Source organism: Flavobacterium azooxidireducens (assembly GCF_023195775.1).
Classification (GTDB): domain Bacteria; phylum Bacteroidota; class Bacteroidia; order Flavobacteriales; family Flavobacteriaceae; genus Flavobacterium; species Flavobacterium azooxidireducens.
On sequence record NZ_CP096205.1, the window covers coordinates 940,833 to 956,541 of the forward strand.

11 protein-coding genes are annotated in these 15,709 nt (G+C 34.9%); 5 read left to right on the forward strand and 6 right to left on the reverse strand.

Going from position 1 to position 15,709, the window contains the following annotated elements; translation table 11 throughout:
- Positions 1-40: 40 nt before the first annotated feature.
- Positions 41-2,608 carry a DNA mismatch repair protein MutS gene (gene mutS, locus M0M57_RS04240; protein ID WP_248436726.1) on the reverse strand — a complete coding sequence of 856 codons (2,568 nt, stop codon included), beginning with the start codon at positions 2,606-2,608 and terminating at the stop codon, positions 41-43.
- Positions 2,609-2,947: 339 nt separating this feature from the next.
- Here mutS and M0M57_RS04245 point away from each other — a divergent pair, with 339 nt between their 5' ends.
- The gene (locus tag M0M57_RS04245; RefSeq protein WP_248435683.1) at positions 2,948-3,490 is read left to right on the forward strand and encodes an RNA methyltransferase; all 543 of its coding nucleotides are present in this window, start codon (positions 2,948-2,950) and stop codon (positions 3,488-3,490) included.
- Positions 3,491-3,535: 45 nt separating this feature from the next.
- Entirely contained in the window at positions 3,536-5,662 is a 2,127-nt protein-coding gene (locus tag M0M57_RS04250; RefSeq protein WP_248435685.1) for an Ig-like domain-containing protein, read from the forward strand.
- Here the strand turns inward: M0M57_RS04250 and folK are convergent, their stop codons facing one another.
- Complete coding sequence (folK, locus tag M0M57_RS04255) at positions 5,663-6,796, reverse strand: 2-amino-4-hydroxy-6-hydroxymethyldihydropteridine diphosphokinase (protein ID WP_248435687.1); 1,134 nt, start codon at positions 6,794-6,796, stop codon at positions 5,663-5,665.
- A gap of 158 nt (positions 6,797-6,954) precedes the next feature.
- Here folK and sppA point away from each other — a divergent pair, with 158 nt between their 5' ends.
- The 3 genes from sppA (at position 6,955) to M0M57_RS04270 (ending at position 12,259) form a co-directional block, all read left to right on the forward strand.
- Positions 6,955-8,724, forward strand: a complete 1,770-nt coding sequence (gene sppA / locus M0M57_RS04260) for a signal peptide peptidase SppA (RefSeq protein WP_248435688.1) — start codon at positions 6,955-6,957, stop codon at positions 8,722-8,724.
- 150 nt (positions 8,725-8,874) lie between these two features.
- The gene (locus tag M0M57_RS04265; protein ID WP_248436727.1) at positions 8,875-9,510 is read left to right on the forward strand and encodes a queuosine precursor transporter; all 636 of its coding nucleotides are present in this window, start codon (positions 8,875-8,877) and stop codon (positions 9,508-9,510) included.
- Positions 9,511-9,652: 142 nt separating this feature from the next.
- A complete protein-coding gene (locus M0M57_RS04270; RefSeq protein ID WP_248435690.1) occupies positions 9,653-12,259 on the forward strand; it encodes an AsmA-like C-terminal region-containing protein in 2,607 nt (868 codons plus the stop codon).
- Between the two features lie 74 nt (positions 12,260-12,333).
- Here M0M57_RS04270 and M0M57_RS04275 read toward each other — a convergent pair whose 3' ends face one another.
- From M0M57_RS04275 to M0M57_RS04290, 4 genes are all read right to left on the reverse strand, one after another.
- Entirely contained in the window at positions 12,334-12,858 is a 525-nt protein-coding gene (locus tag M0M57_RS04275; RefSeq protein ID WP_248435692.1) for a YceI family protein, read from the reverse strand.
- 10 nt (positions 12,859-12,868) lie between these two features.
- Complete coding sequence (locus M0M57_RS04280; RefSeq protein WP_248435694.1) at positions 12,869-14,155, reverse strand: hypothetical protein; 1,287 nt, start codon at positions 14,153-14,155, stop codon at positions 12,869-12,871.
- Between the two features lie 30 nt (positions 14,156-14,185).
- Complete coding sequence (locus tag M0M57_RS04285; protein ID WP_248435696.1) at positions 14,186-14,755, reverse strand: YceI family protein; 570 nt, start codon at positions 14,753-14,755, stop codon at positions 14,186-14,188.
- Between the two features lie 132 nt (positions 14,756-14,887).
- Positions 14,888-15,682, reverse strand: a complete 795-nt coding sequence (locus tag M0M57_RS04290) for a DUF2797 domain-containing protein (RefSeq protein WP_248435698.1) — start codon at positions 15,680-15,682, stop codon at positions 14,888-14,890.
- Positions 15,683-15,709 lie beyond the last annotated feature (27 nt).

The following is a 15,709-nucleotide window of genomic DNA, read 5'->3' on the forward strand; positions in this document are numbered from 1 at the left end:
ACTTCAAAAACTAATGTTTTGAATGTTAAAGTTATAGCATTTATTTTTTGGTCAACATTCGCTTAATTTCGTTCAATTTCATTAAAGCTTCAACGGGAGTTAACGTGTTTATGTCTAAGTTTAGAATTTCTTCTTTGATTTCTTCCAATAATGGATCATCTAAATTAAAAAAACTAAGCTGTAATTCATCCTTCGGAGATTTTATGCCGGATAATTCTTCACTCGAATGATTTTTTTCTAATTTCTTTAAAATCTTTTGTGCTTTTTGAATCACGGTTTGTGGCATTCCCGCCATTTTAGCAACGTGAATACCAAAACTGTGTTCGGTGCCGCCTTTCACTAATTTTCGAATAAAAAGAACGGTATCTTTCAATTCCTTTACGGAAACATTAAAATTCTGAACGCGGTCAAATGTGACTTCCATCTCGTTTAACTCGTGATAATGTGTGGCAAACAACGTTTTGGGTCGGTTAGGATGTTCGTGCAAATATTCTGCAATGGCCCACGCAATCGAAATTCCGTCATACGTGCTGGTTCCTCGCCCGATTTCATCCAACAAAACCAAACTTCGTTCAGAAATATTATTCAAAATCGAAGCAGTTTCATTCATCTCAACCATAAAAGTCGATTCACCCATCGAAATATTATCACTCGCTCCTACTCTGGTAAATATTTTATCTACCACACCCATTCGAACTGCTTCTGCCGGAACAAAACTTCCCATTTGAGCCAACAGCACAATTAGAGCCGTTTGTCGCAAAATAGCCGATTTCCCCGACATATTCGGACCCGTAATCATAATAATTTGTTGCGAATCTCTGTCCAAAAAAACATCATTTGCAATATACGGAACACCAACCGGCAATTGTTTTTCAATGACAGGATGACGACCATTTGTGATTTCTAATTCATACGAATCATCCAAAATTGGTCGAACATACTTGTTTTCAATCGCTAATTGCGTAAATGAATTCAAACAATCCAACTGAGCAATTAAAGCCGCATTCAACTGAACGGGTTTAATGTAGGTGCCAATCCAAATCACCAATTGTTCAAATAATTGCGATTCCAATTGGTGAATTTTGTCTTCTGCTCCAAGAATTTTTATCTCGTATTCTTTTAATTCCTCCGTAATATATCGTTCGGCATTCACTAAGGTTTGCTTTCTAATCCATTCCGTTGGAACTTTATCTTTATGCGTATTTCTAACTTCGATGTAATAACCAAAAACATTATTAAACGAAATTTTCAATGATGAAATTCCTGTTTTTTGTGATTCTCTCAGCTCAATTCCTTCCAAATATTCTTTTCCGGAAGTTGAAATAGCTCTCAATTCATCTAAATCGGGATGAATTCCTTTCGCAATCGCATTTCCTTTGTTAATGGAAACCGGTGCATCGTGATTTAACGTCGTTTTGATTTTTTCACGAAGTAAATCACAAGCGTGTAAACTATCGCCTATCGCTTTTAACGATTCATTTGCACTTGCCAAAGCCAAAGTTTTAATTGGAATTATCGCATCCAACGAATGACAAAGGTTCATCACTTCACGAGGCGAAACTTTTCCGGTGGCGACTTTGGAAATCAACCGTTCCAAATCAGAAATCTGTTTAATTTGGTATTGAATTTTCTGTAAAACTTCCGAATTATCCTTTAAAAAAGTCACCACTTCATGACGAGATTGGATTTTAGTTGCATCTTTCAACGGTAAAGCCAACCAACGTTTCAACAATCGTGAACCCATCGGCGAAAGGGTTCTGTCAATCACATCCAACAACGTAACTGCATTGGGATTGGTGCTGTGATACAATTCTAAATTTCGAATGGTAAATCGATCCATCCACACATACGCATCTTCCGCAATGCGTTGAATTGACGTAATATGCTGAATTTTATTGTGTTGTGTTTCCGATAAATAATACAAAACCGCACCCGAAGCGACGATTCCTTCTTGCATTTCTTCAATTCCAAATCCTTTTAAAGAATTGGTTTGAAAATGTTTGGTCAACACTTCATTGCCATAGTCTTCATTATACACCCAATCTTCCAGAAAAAAAGTGTGATAATCTTCGCCAAAAACTTCTCTAAAATGTTGTTTATGGTTTTTAGTTACTAAAATTTCACTTGGACTAAAATTTTGTAATAATTTGTCTATGTATTCTTCATTTCCTTGAGATGTCAAAAATTCGCCTGTTGAAACATCCAAAAATGAAACGCCAATTTGCTTCTTACCAAAATAAACCGAAGCCAAAAAATTATTCGATTTGGATTGCAACACCTCATCATTCATTGAAACACCCGGAGTGACTAATTCGGTCACACCGCGTTTCACAATAGTTTTAGTCATTTTTGGATCTTCCAATTGATCACAAATCGCCACTCGAAGTCCGGCTTTGACTAATTTTGGCAAATAGGTATTTAACGAATGATGTGGGAAACCCGCTAAAGCAGTTTCAGTTTCAGAACCGGCACCTCTTTTGGTTAAAACAATGCCTAAAATTTGTGAAGCCCGAACGGCATCTTCGCCAAACGTTTCATAAAAATCCCCTACGCGAAACAACAAACAAGCATCGGGATATTTCCGTTTGATTTCGTTATATTGCTTCATTAAAGGCGTTTCTTTCGGTTCTTTGACGACGGTAGCTTTGGCTGACAATTTTGTTGGTTTTAGGTTTGGTTTCAAAAATACGGAAATAAAATTTCAATGCAATAGCAATGACAAAAATCAATGGCAATAGCAATTACAAAATTCAATGACAATTACAAAATTCAATGACAATTACAAAATTCAATGACAATTACAAAATTCAATGACAATTACAAAAATCAATGGCAATGACAAAAAATCAATTGCAATGACAATTTCAATGACAATTTCAATGACAATTTCAAAAATCAATTTCAATATCAAATGTAAAAATTCAAATTCATTACTTATTTTTGCAAGATGAGAAAATTGGCCAATTCTGAACTGGAACGCAAAAATATTGATGAGTTTAAAGAAGCTCAAAAAACACCCATCATCATTATTTTAGATGACATTAGAAGTTTGCATAATATTGGTTCGGTTTTTAGAACTTCGGATGCTTTTTTGATTGAAAAAATATATTTGTGCGGAATTACAGCCACTCCTCCCAACAAGGAAATTCACAAAACGGCTTTAGGAGCAACCGATACAGTAACTTGGGAATATCAAAAAGAAGTGTTGACGGTGATTGATCAATTGAAAGCAGAAGAAATCTCCGTTTTTGCCATCGAACAAGTAGAAAATTCGATTATGTTGAATGATTTTAAAGTTGAACAAGGCAAAAAATATGCTTTGATTTTTGGTAACGAAGTCAAAGGCGTTTCGCAACAAGCAATTGAAAAATGTGACGGTGTGATTGAAATTCCGCAATTGGGAACAAAACACTCCTTAAATATTTCAGTTAGTGCCGGAATTGTCGTGTGGGATTTATTTAAAAAGCTCATTGTTTTAAAAGGAAATTAGCAATTGTTTATTCAATTTTTGTTCTCATTTTCCTATTTTTACAAAATGAACGGATTTCCAATACTTCGCTATACTTTTATAGCTTTATTTTTATGCCTTGGCTCTTTTTCTTCTTTGATGAATGTAAATTCACTATCAAGTAAAAAGCCTACCCTTTTAAATGATGCTCCAATTTTAATTGCTACAGGAAATCAAATTTATTGTCCGGGTTCGCAAATAAATATTGTCACCAACATGAGCATAACTGACCCAGATGATACTGGAATTGATGCCATTTACATTCAAATTTCATCTGGTTATGTTTTTGGGCAAGATATATTGACTTTAACCGGAACTCATCCCTCTATTGTTTTTAATTGGGATGCTCCCACCGGAAAACTAACTTTAACCGGTTCTGCCGGACAGCCAACTTATGTAGATTTAATTGCTGCTATTGAAGATGTGGTTTTTTCAAATTCTTCTGCAAATCCTACTGGTGTCAGAACTTTTTCAATTACAGTAGGGCAAGCAAACTACCTGCCGTCAAATGGTCATTATTATGAATATGTTCCCAATATAGGAATTACATGGTCTGCAGCAAGAACAGCCGCTGCTAATAGAACTTACTACGGTTTGCAAGGCTATTTAGCCACCATCACAGCAGCCGATGAAGCTCAACTTTCCGGCGAACAAGCAGCCGGTGCCGGTTGGATTGGCGGAAGCGATGAAGCAAATGAAGGTGTTTGGCGATGGATGACCGGACCTGAAGCCGGAACCATTTTTTGGAATGGTGGCGTGAATGGCACAACACCCAATTATGCCAATTGGAATAATGGCGAGCCAAATAATGCAGGTGATGAAGATTATGCACACATAACTGCTCCTGGAGTTGGTATTCCCGGCTCATGGAATGATTTAAGCAACACAGGGGAAGCAAGTGGCGACTATCAGCCGAAAGGATACATCGTGGAATATGGCGGAATGCCCGGCGATCCGGTTTTGCAGATTTCAACAAGTACAACCATTACTATTCCGAGTATTATTTCTTCTGTTGGTCAATCAAGGTGTGGAGAGGGTTCGGTAACGCTAACAGCGAATGCTTCTGCCGGAACAGTCAAATGGTACACTACTCCAAACGGAGGAACCCCAATAGCTACCGGAAACAGTTTTACTACACCCAATTTAACTCAAACTACAACATATTATATTGATGCGTTTGAAGTGGGTTGTACAACTGGAACAAGAACTGCTGTACAAGCCACGATAAATGAAATTCCGGAAGTTATCATTGTTGACCCGAATCCTGTGTGTGGAGAGAATTCGGCTATTCTAACTGCTTCTACTACTGCAGGAACAATAAGTTGGTATAGTGCAGAAACTGGAGGAACTAGTTTAGGTTCAGGAAATACATTTACCACACCTATTCTTTCAGAAGATACTACATTTTATGTGGAAGCCTTTAATAACGGATGTTCGTCAGGGAATAGAATTCCTCTAAACGTACTTGTTTATGATTTGCCGGATGTGGAAGATGAAACGGTTACGCTTTGCGAAGGAAGTGTGATTACTTTAAACGCAGGTGTTTCAAATGCTACGTATCTTTGGTCAACCGGAGAAACTTCGCAATCCATTCAAGTGAATAACAATGCTAATTATTCGGTTGTTGTCACTTCTTTGGCAGCGGGAAATTGTTCTAAAACAAAAAACTTTACTATTGTTCAATATGATATTCCGGTGATTGAAACAGTTGTTGTAAATGATACTTCTGTTGAAATCATTGCCACTGGAAATGGAGAATATGAATACTCTATTGATGGATTTAATTATCAGGATTCTAATTTATTTACCGTTGGCGAAGGTGGATTATACACAGCTTATGTTCGGGAGAGAATTAACAATTGCGGTTATTCAGACGAGCAAACTTTTGTAGTGATTTTAGTTCCACAATTTTTCTCACCCAACGGTGATGGGTTTAATGATATCTTTTATTTGGAAGGAATGGAGTTTTATCCAAATTCATCGATAACAATTTTTAATCGTTACGGAAAATTAATCAAACAAATTACTCCTTCTAATCCGTTTTGGGACGGAACTTTTGAAGGTGAAAAACTTCCGGCTAATGATTATTGGTATGTTTTGAAAATTGATGACACAACTCCTGAGCGAAAAGGACATTTTTCGCTATTGCGATAATTAGTGCAATTTTGCTTGAATTTGATCTAAGATAAAAACATAATCTTCTTGATTGTTCACAAAATCTTTATCGGAAACATCAATGATTAACACATTTAAATTGGTTTGTGTTTTGATGAAATCTAAATAGCCTTGATTGATTTTTTCTAAATATTCTGCGGGAATTTGCATTTCATAACTTCTGCCTCTTTTTTTGATATTTTCTAAAAGTTGATCTGTATTTTGATACAAATAGACATACAAATCCGGCTTTGGCATTTCTTTATGGATGATGTCAAACATGGTTTTGTACAACCTGAATTCATCTTCTGCCAAGGTTACTTTAGCAAAAATTAAGGATTTAAAAATATGATAATCGGCGACGATGAAATCTTTAAACAAATCAAATTGAGCTAAATCATCCGATAATTGCTGGTATCTGTCGGCCAAAAAAGACATTTCTAAAGGAAAAGCATACCGACTTTGATCTTCATAAAATTTAGGCAAAAAAGGATTGTCTGCAAAACGTTCCAACACTAATTTTGCATTAAAATCCTCTGCAATTTTGGAGGACAAAGTAGTTTTTCCGGCTCCGATATTTCCTTCAATGGCAATGTAATTAAACTGTTGAAGATTAATTTTTTCAAGGGGAGCCTCTAATTTTTGCACCACTTTGCAATTGCTTTTGTCTTCTGCCAAAGCAACTAATTCCGGCAAATATTTTTGCAAAATAGGATGACGCCAATCCAAATTCAAATCACGCATGGGCAACAAAACAAATTTTCTGTTTTGCATATGTGGATGCGGAACTTTTAATCTTTCGGTGTTGATAATTTCCTCGTTATAGGTAATTACATCAATATCAATTATTCTCGGCAGATAGCCTTCTTCGTTATTTCGAACTCTTCCTAATTTGGTTTCGAGTTGTAACACTTCGTCTAAAATTTGTTCTGCTCCTTTTGACGTTTGCAAAACCAAAGCACAATTATAGAACGGTTCGCTATCAAAACCCCACGAAGGTGTTTCATATAACGAAGAAACCTTGACTACTGTAGCAATGGTTTTATGAATTGAAATGATAGCCAACTGGATGTTTTCCAAACGGTTACCTAAATTGCTTCCTAACGATAAAATAACTTGGCTTTGATTATTCATGGTAGAGCAAAATAACTAAAACTATTTCAGAAATAAAGTATCTTTGCCAATCCTGTTAATAAGTTTCTGTAATTATGAATTTCTTTCAACACAACCTGTAACATAATGCAATGAAAGACTACTAATTAGGAAACAATATTCAATTAAATAAGTATAAAATGAAATTTTTAGGAAATGTATTAGCCACCATCATAGGATTATTTGTATTCTTTATGATATTATTTTTTGGTATAATGATTGTTGGAGCAATTGCCGGCAGCGGTTCTGATGTTGCAAAAGTAGAATCTAATTCCGTTTTGGTTTTAGATATGGAAAATGTATCGTTAGATTATACCGGAAAATTTACCGATCCTTGGGTAACTATTTTAAATGAAGAAGCCTCAGTTGGTTTAATTGATGTGTTAAACGCTGTTGATAACGCCAAAACCGATGATAAAATCAAAGGAATTTCTATCTTAAACAGCAAAAGCAGTTTAGGATTAGCTCAATCGAAAGCGTTGAGAGACAAATTGATTGACTTTAAAAAAACAGGAAAATTTATTGTTTCCTATGCAGATTATTTTACGCAAGGTGAATACTACATTAATTCTGTTGCTGATACGATTTATATGAATCCTGTGGGTGAAATGGACTTTAAAGGTCTTGCTTCTGAAATCATGTTTTTCAAAGACATTCAGGAAAAAACCGGCGTAAAAATGGAAGTAATTCGTCATGGAAAATACAAAAGTGCAGTTGAACCGTTTTTGGAAAACGAAATGAGTGACGCCAACAGAGAACAAATTTCGGCTTTATTGAACTCGGCTTGGAGTTCAATTGTAAGTGATATTTCTAAAAGCAGAAATATTTCGGTAGATTCATTAAACAGTATTGCAAATAAACTATCGGCTAGAACTCCTGAAATGGCTAAATCTAAAAAACTAATTGACAAAATTGGTTATGAAGATCAGTACCACGACGGAATTAAAAAAGCCTTGAAAGTAAAAAAAGACGAAGACTACAAAAGCATAGCTATTATGGATTATGCTAAAAACGTTTCGAAAACCCCTCAAAACGTAGATTCTAAAGACAAAATCGCCATTATTTATGCTCAAGGTGAAATCATGGGTGGCGATGGCGATGTGAATGTGATTGGCGAAGGTGCTATGAGAACTTCATTGCAAGAAGCCAGAAAAGATGAAAAAGTGAAAGCCATTGTGATTCGTGTTGACAGTCCGGGTGGTAGTGCTTTGACATCGGAATTAATTTGGAGAGAAATTGAATTAACCAAAAAAGTAAAACCGGTTGTGGTTTCTATGGGTAATTTAGCTGCTTCGGGTGGTTATTATATTGCTTGTAATGCCGATAAAATTATTGCAGAACCCAACACAATTACCGGTTCGATTGGTGTGTTTGGTGTATTGCCGAATATGACCGAATTGTCTAAAAAAATCGGAATTAGCACCTCGCAAGTAAAAACCCACGATCATGCTATTGGCTACAGCCCATTTAAACCGATTGATGAAAAGTTTAAAGAAATAACGACAGAATCTGTAGAAAACATTTATACTATTTTCGTAAACCGCGTTGCTACCGGAAGAAAAATGACTTTTGAACAAGTAGATGCCATTGCCCAAGGAAGAGTTTGGACCGGAACTGAAGCATTGCAAAATGGTTTGGTTGACAAATTAGGTGGTTTAGATATAGCATTAAGCGAAGCTGCTACGTTGGCAAAAATAAAAAAATATAAAACCGAAAACTATCCCGAATTTGACAAGTCGTTTATGCAATTTTTAAGTGACAAAAATGGCATTCCGTTTATGAAATCGAAAGAAGCTATGATTAAGGAAGAAATTGGCGAAGAAGCTTATCAAACACTACAACAAGTAAAAAGAACAACGGCTCGAACCGGCATTCAAACGCTGATGCCTTTTGAGTTAAAAATTAAATAATTATAGAAACCTGACAGCAACTAAAAACTGTCAGGTTTTTTTAATTTAGTTAACAACTGTTTCCTTTCTAATTTATTATTTTTGTTAAAAAAAGATTTGGAAACAAAAGACAAGTTGTTTGCCTATAAAATTTATTTCACGCTGGGAGCCATGTTCATTGCTTCGTTGGTGGTGTCGAATTTAATTTTTCAGAAATTTTTTTATTGGGATTTTTTCGGTCTTTATCGGTTTGAGATTTCGGTGGGAATTTTGCCCTACCCGATTACTTTTTTAATTACTGATATAATCTCGGAAGTTTACGGGAAGAAAAAGGCCAATCAAGTGGTGACCACGGGAATTTTTGCCTCAGTGTTTTCGTTGTTGATAATTTATGTGGCGAATGCTGCTCCTGCGATAGAAAATTCTCCGGTTGATGATGTTTTGTTTTCTAAAGTTTTTGGACAAACTGCTCTTGCTGTGCTAGCCTCGATGATTGCTTATTTGGCGGCACAATACATCGATATTTATATTTTTCACTTTTGGAAAAAAGTAACCAAAGGAAAAATGCTTTGGGTGCGAAATAACTTTTCTACTTTTACATCACAATTTGTTGATACATTTGCGGTATTATTTTTGCTATGTAGTTTTAAAATATTGAGTTGGGATTTGTTTCCCGGATTATTACTGAGCGGTTTTTTGTTTAAAGTGCTGATAGCCATTCTAGACACACCCGTTTTGTATGTTGCGGTGTATTATTTTCAAAAGCGATTTAACCTTGCTCGTGGCGAAGAGCTAAGTTTGGAATAACCGCTGAAAACGAAAATGGAAACCCGCCTAGCCCTGACCGACTGGTTAGCTCTCGTTTTTTTAAACGAGACTAGAAAGGAGGGCAGGAATTACGGAACCAAACACAACTATAGATTCGCTCCATATAAATAAATGTAAAATTATGATTAAGAAAATTTTAAAAGGTTTAGGTATTTTTTTGTTGGTAGTCATTATTGCTTTGGCTGCTGCACCGTTTTTGTTTAAAGACAAAATCAAGCAATTAGTGTTGAAATCGATTAACGAAAATGTGGATGCCAATGTGGCGTTTGAAAATGTGAGTTTGAGTTTGTTTAAGAGTTTTCCGCGTGCCAATGTAACGATTGACAAATTGAGCATTATTAATAAAGCTCCGTTTGAAGGCGATACGCTGTTTTATTCAGGTGAATTGAACCTGAAAATGTCGGTGAAAGAATTGTTTAAATCGGATGGAGAAGCGATGGAATTGGAATCGTTTTCGAGTGTGGATGGCATTGTGAACATCATTTTTAACAAAGACGGAATTGGCAATTTTGATATTGCTATGAAAGATGATCAAGAAGAAAAACCTTCGGACAGCAAGCCTTTTGCGATGAATATTCAGAGTTATTCGATTGAAAATTTGAAATTTACTTTTTTGGATGAAAGTTCAAAAATCAAGATGGTTGTTGATAAAATTAATCACACCGGAACCGGAAATTTTGCAGCATCTAAATTGGATTTAGATACTGAAACCAACGCCATGATGAGTTTGGATATGGACAAAACCAATTATATGAAAGACGTTTCTTTAACGTTGGATGCCGTGTTGGGAATTGATTTGGAAAACAGCAAATATGAGTTTAAAGACAATGAAGCATTGATTAACAAATTGCCTTTAAAATTTACAGGTTTTATTCAATTGGTTGAAGCCGGACAACAATATGACTTAACGTTTAACACCCCAACCTCATCGTTTAAAAACTTTTTAGGATTGGTTCCGTCGGCATATAAAGGTGATTTAGATAAAATTCAAACTACGGGAGATTTTAAAGTTTCGGGTTTTGCAAAAGGATTGTATTCTGAGACAACGATTCCGAAGTTTAATTTGGAAATTGCATCTAACAATGCATCATTTAAGTTTCCTGACTTACCTAAAAAAGTGGAAAACATCGTTATTGATACAAAAATTAAAAACGAAACCGGCTTGATGAACGACACGTATGTGAACATCGATAATTTGTCGTTTAAGATTGATCAAGATGTTTTTAATGCGAAGGCAAATATTAGAAATGTTTCAGAAAACCCGTTGGTTGATGCGGCTTTGAAAGGAACAATTAATTTAGGAAACCTCAGCAAAGCCTATCCAATTAAGTTAGACACGCCGCTTTCAGGAATTTTAAAAGCAGATGTAACAACAAAATTTGATATGCAATCGGTGGAAAAAGAGCAATACCAAAACATTCAAAATGCAGGATTGGTAAGTGTTACCGGATTTAAATATACCGATGAAAACGGAAAAGGAATGAACATTAGCGAAGCGATTGTTCAGTTTAATCCAAGTACGTTGAACCTACAGAAATTTGCGGCACAAACCGGAAAAAGCGACATTAATGTTAATGGTATTTTAGAAAATTTCTATGGTTATTTATTTAACGATCAGAATTTGAAAGGAAATTTCAACATGAGTTCTAATCAATTGGCTGTGAATGATTTTATGACAACAGAAGAACCAACCAAAGAAGGTCAGAAACCAAGCGAAGCCATGAAGATTCCTGCTTTTTTAGATGTTACGTTAAACGCAAAAGCCAACACTGTTTTGTATGATAATTTAACGTTGAAAGATGTTTCAGGAAAGTTAATTGTGAAAGATGAACGAGTTACCTTAGAAAATGTGAAAACAAACATTTTTGGTGGTATGATTGGTGTAAACGGAAATGTTTCCACCAAAACAAAAGTGCCAACATTTGCGATGAATTTGGATTTAAGTTCAGTAAACATTAGTGAAACATTTACGCAATTGGATATGATGAAAAGCATTGCTCCGATTGCTAATATCATCAATGGAAAATTGAATTCTACTATTAAACTTTCAGGTAATTTGGATGCGAAAGAAATGACACCGGATTTAAAATCTTTAACAGGAGATTTGGTTGGGCAGTTACTTTCTACAACGGTGAATGCTTCCAACTCAACTTTGCTTAGTGCTTTGGACAATCAAGTGAATTTTATTGATTTGAAAAAAGTAAATTTGAATGATTTAAAAACAAGTTTATCCTTTGAAAACGGAAAAGTAAACGTGAAACCGTTTGACATCAAATACCAAGACATCACTTTAAATGTGGGTGGTTCACACGGTTTTGATCAAGCAATGAATTATAATGTAAAATTTGATGTACCGGCTAAATATTTGGGAACAGAAATTAATAGTTTAATTGCAAAATTATCTCCGGCCGATGCTGCTAAAGTAGAATCAATTCCGATTACGGCATTGCTTACCGGTAATTTTTCTAATCCAAAAATAAGTACTGATACCAAACAAGCCACAACAAAATTAGTGAATCAATTAGTGGATTATCAGAAACAAAAACTTATAAACCAAGGAACTTCTGCTTTGGGCAATTTGTTAAACCAAAACAAAGACCCGAAAGACACTACAAAAACCACAACTCCGGCAACCAAAGAAGAGGTGAAAACCAAAACTGAAGAAGCTGTGAAAGATAAAGTGAAAGAAGGTTTAAACAGTTTATTTAATAAAAAGAAAAAAGAGTAAAAAAAGAATAAAAAAGCAACCCCAAATTGAAACGTGCAATTTGGGGTTCTTTTTAAACTAAATAACTAACTCTACTATTCTGTTTGTAAACTCACAAACAATTTAATTTCTTCATTTATTTTTATCATACCTCCTATTTTTTTTGGAGGAGTGAGATTGAAATCGCTGAACTGTAATGTTATATTTCCAATCAATTGATTTCTATCATACTTCAAAGGGAGATTTTTATATATTTTTTGTTTTCCAACCAAGTTCAATGTTAAATCGCAACTGTAATTTTCATTATTCTTTCTAAAATTTGATAACTCAATTGTTACGTTAGGAAATTCTTTTTCTTTTAATGTTTTTCTAAAATCATTGTTTAGAATAAAATTACCACATCCAAAACTTTTGACCGGAACACTGTGTGAGATTTTCTTCGTTCTTTTGGGTTGATTAAAAAACAGCGTGTCTTTAGCATTCATATCGTAGTTACATTCAAAACCTCCAATTGAAGTAGTACCTTGAACAGTGAACTGTTTTGTACTGACCAACAGATAATCTTTAGGTGTTGAAAACAGTGCTGCTGTTACAACTAATATGAGACCAAAAACACGCATATTGTTTGTTTTAGAATGCAATTACTGCCTCGGCAACAAATCCACTAAACTTTCCTTCGTTTAAGATATTTGTTTTAGCATAACCATCATACTTTTGATTAACATATTCAAATTTAACCAAAATGTTTTTTGTCATAAACCAACCGCCACCAATATTGAAACGAGTCACGTCTACATCTTCGCTGGCTGCAGTTTCTCCAGTTACGTTGTTGTAACGACCGGCCACATAAAGGTTTTCATTTTTACCGAAACGGTAGATTAACTCTGCTCCAAGTTGAGTAAAATCTCTTTCATCTACTTCTGCTCTTGTTTTTCCGCTTACTTTTTCAACCATACCAAAGAACTCTAATCCTTTGTATTTCACAAATGGATTAATCATAATTGCTGTTAACTCATTTGTAAAACCAGGAGTAATTAAACCTGAAGAGTAATTTGCAGAAGATGTAGCCAATGTGTTTTCCATTACAAAGTAATATCTAGATCCTGCACGGTCACCTCCGTAAAGGTATGTTCTTGCAGATTGAGCAGTGTTATACAAAGATCCTGTTAATCTGAATCGTAAATCGGTGTTCAATTGTTTATCATAACCTATTTTTGCCATTACAGATGGACTTGTTACGCCGGGAGCATTGGTTGTTTGGTTTAATTTACCGTTTGTGGCACCAACCATTCCAATCCAGCCGTTTTTGCGGTAGTATAGTTCTGCACCAACTTCTGTTGTAAAAGCATCCATGATATAGTTACCCACAAATGGATTATAAATCGCTAAGGCATTGTCTGATCTTCTAAAATGAGCATCACCATAATTGTTTTCCATGTGACCAATTTTGATGGTAAGATTTTTCATTGTTTCTGCCATAAATCCTTTGCTGATAAAGTCTAATTTATCAATTTGAATATATCCACCTTTTACATAAGGTTCCGGGTGGTGACGAGAAGAAAGATAGGTTCTTAAGTGAAGGTTTACACCATCATACAAAGCCACATCAATATCTAAATTGGCTGTTGCTAAGTTAAAGTTGTTACCCAAGTTTACTAATTGATTGGTGTTAACATTATTTGCATTTAAAACTACATCGGCATTATTTTCATGATCTAATGCTTGGTATTGCAAAGCAAATGCTCCGCCAATTCTTACTTTCACGTTTTCAAACGTAGATGTTGTGTCTTTTGGAGCCTCAAACATGGATAATCCAGTTTTATCATAAGGCCGCCAATTGTCTAATTGATACTGTTGTTTTTGTGCTATAGCTAATGTACTTATCAATACAAGAGCAAGTGTAAATAGATTTCTCATTTTTTAATTAATTAGAGGTTGAATTTAGATTTATTTGAATTTTAGTGTAAAACTTATTTTAACATCATCACCGGTTTTAACGGTTCCCATTAAAGCGGTTGGTGGTGTGATTTTGTAGTCGGTCAATTTAAAAGAATAACTTCCTTCCAAAACAGATTGACCTCCTATTGTAGTTTCTTTGATTTTTAACGTTACCGATTTGGTTGCTCCTGCGATGGCGAATGTTCCGGTAAAATTCCAAGTACCATCAGCATTTTTAGTTGATGATTTTAAATCAAATTTTACAGTTTTAAATTGATTCGTTTTTAATGCTTTGTAGGCATTTTTGTCCATTCCGCCTTTACCACTTTTGATGCTTTCGGCCGGCATTTCTACTACTAGAGAATTAATAGTTATCAATTTATTTCCTTCAGCAGTTGCTACCAATTTTCCGGTAGCCGATTCTGAAACCATATCCCAATCGTGCAAACTGGAAGTTCCGGAAATTTTTAATTGTGGTTTTGCATCAAGTGTAAGTGTCTTTTGAGCGAAACCGAAGGTAGAAGTTGCTATGAAAATCAATAGCAAAATGCCTTTTTCTAGGTTGAATAATCGTTTCATAATTGTGAGGTTTTGAATTATGAGACAAATTTCCGCCCAAATAAGCGTAAAAAACATGACGAATGTCAGTCTTTATATAGAATTTTATATATTATTTAAAGGATAAAGCTTCGAAATCGTAATAGTTAACAACTAGATTTGAATTTTAACAACATACCCTTCAAAGGTTCGGATATTAAAAACAGTTCCATCTTGAAAGAGTAGATATTGACCTTTAATTCCTGAAAGTTTTCCTTTAAAGTTTGGAATTTTATCTAAACTTAGACTCGTTACTTTTTTAGGATAAGCTAATACAGGATAGTGCAGTTCAACTATATTTGGATGTTGATCTGAGAAATATTCTTTTACTTCTTGTGGTAAATAAGTTCCCGCTTTCAGTCTTTCTTGAATTAAGTCAACTTGAAGAATTTCATTTTTGAGCATTTTTTGCCAGTTTGTTTTGTCAACATATTGGTTTTTTAAGGCAACTTCGGCAATTCCGGCCAAATAGCGATTGGGAACTTCCACAATAGGAATGGCTTGTGAAGCTCCTTGATCTATCCAGCGGGTGGGCACTTGTGTTCCTCGGGTTACGCCAATTTTAACTTCGCTTGAAAGGGCCAAATACAAAACATGCGGTTGCAATTGTACTTTTTTTTCATACACCAAATCACGGTCTTCAATGTCTAAATGAGCCGTGCTTAACTCTGGTTTCATAATCCAATCACCCACTGCCGGACTCGACATAAAACAATCATAACAAAAACCTTGACGGAAAATTTTCTTTTTCTTTCCGCAATTTAAACATTGATAACCTTGAAATGTAATTTCCATTTCTTTGTCTAACAATTGATTGAGGTTTAAAAAACTGTTTTCAAACACCAAATAATATTGAATTGGATTACCGAGTTCGGTTTGCATTTTCGTTAGAACGCCTTCGTATGTCATTTTTGAATTTGCTATTTGTAAGTGGAG

Coding starts and splice junctions, on each gene's coding strand:
- M0M57_RS04265 (WP_248436727.1), top strand. CDS start 8,875: ATGTTCATTGCTTCGTTGGTGGTGTCGAATTTAATTTTTCAGAAATTT.
- M0M57_RS04250 (WP_248435685.1), top strand. CDS start 3,536: ATGAACGGATTTCCAATACTTCGCTATACTTTTATAGCTTTATTTTTA.
- mutS (WP_248436726.1), bottom strand. CDS start 2,608: ATGAAGCAATATAACGAAATCAAACGGAAATATCCCGATGCTTGTTTG.
- folK (WP_248435687.1), bottom strand. CDS start 6,796: ATGAATAATCAAAGCCAAGTTATTTTATCGTTAGGAAGCAATTTAGGT.
- M0M57_RS04290 (WP_248435698.1), bottom strand. CDS start 15,682: ATGACATACGAAGGCGTTCTAACGAAAATGCAAACCGAACTCGGTAAT.
- M0M57_RS04285 (WP_248435696.1), bottom strand. CDS start 14,755: ATGAAACGATTATTCAACCTAGAAAAAGGCATTTTGCTATTGATTTTC.
- M0M57_RS04245 (WP_248435683.1), top strand. CDS start 2,948: ATGAGAAAATTGGCCAATTCTGAACTGGAACGCAAAAATATTGATGAG.
- M0M57_RS04275 (WP_248435692.1), bottom strand. CDS start 12,858: ATGCGTGTTTTTGGTCTCATATTAGTTGTAACAGCAGCACTGTTTTCA.
- sppA (WP_248435688.1), top strand. CDS start 6,955: ATGAAATTTTTAGGAAATGTATTAGCCACCATCATAGGATTATTTGTA.
- M0M57_RS04280 (WP_248435694.1), bottom strand. CDS start 14,155: ATGAGAAATCTATTTACACTTGCTCTTGTATTGATAAGTACATTAGCT.
- M0M57_RS04270 (WP_248435690.1), top strand. CDS start 9,653: ATGATTAAGAAAATTTTAAAAGGTTTAGGTATTTTTTTGTTGGTAGTC.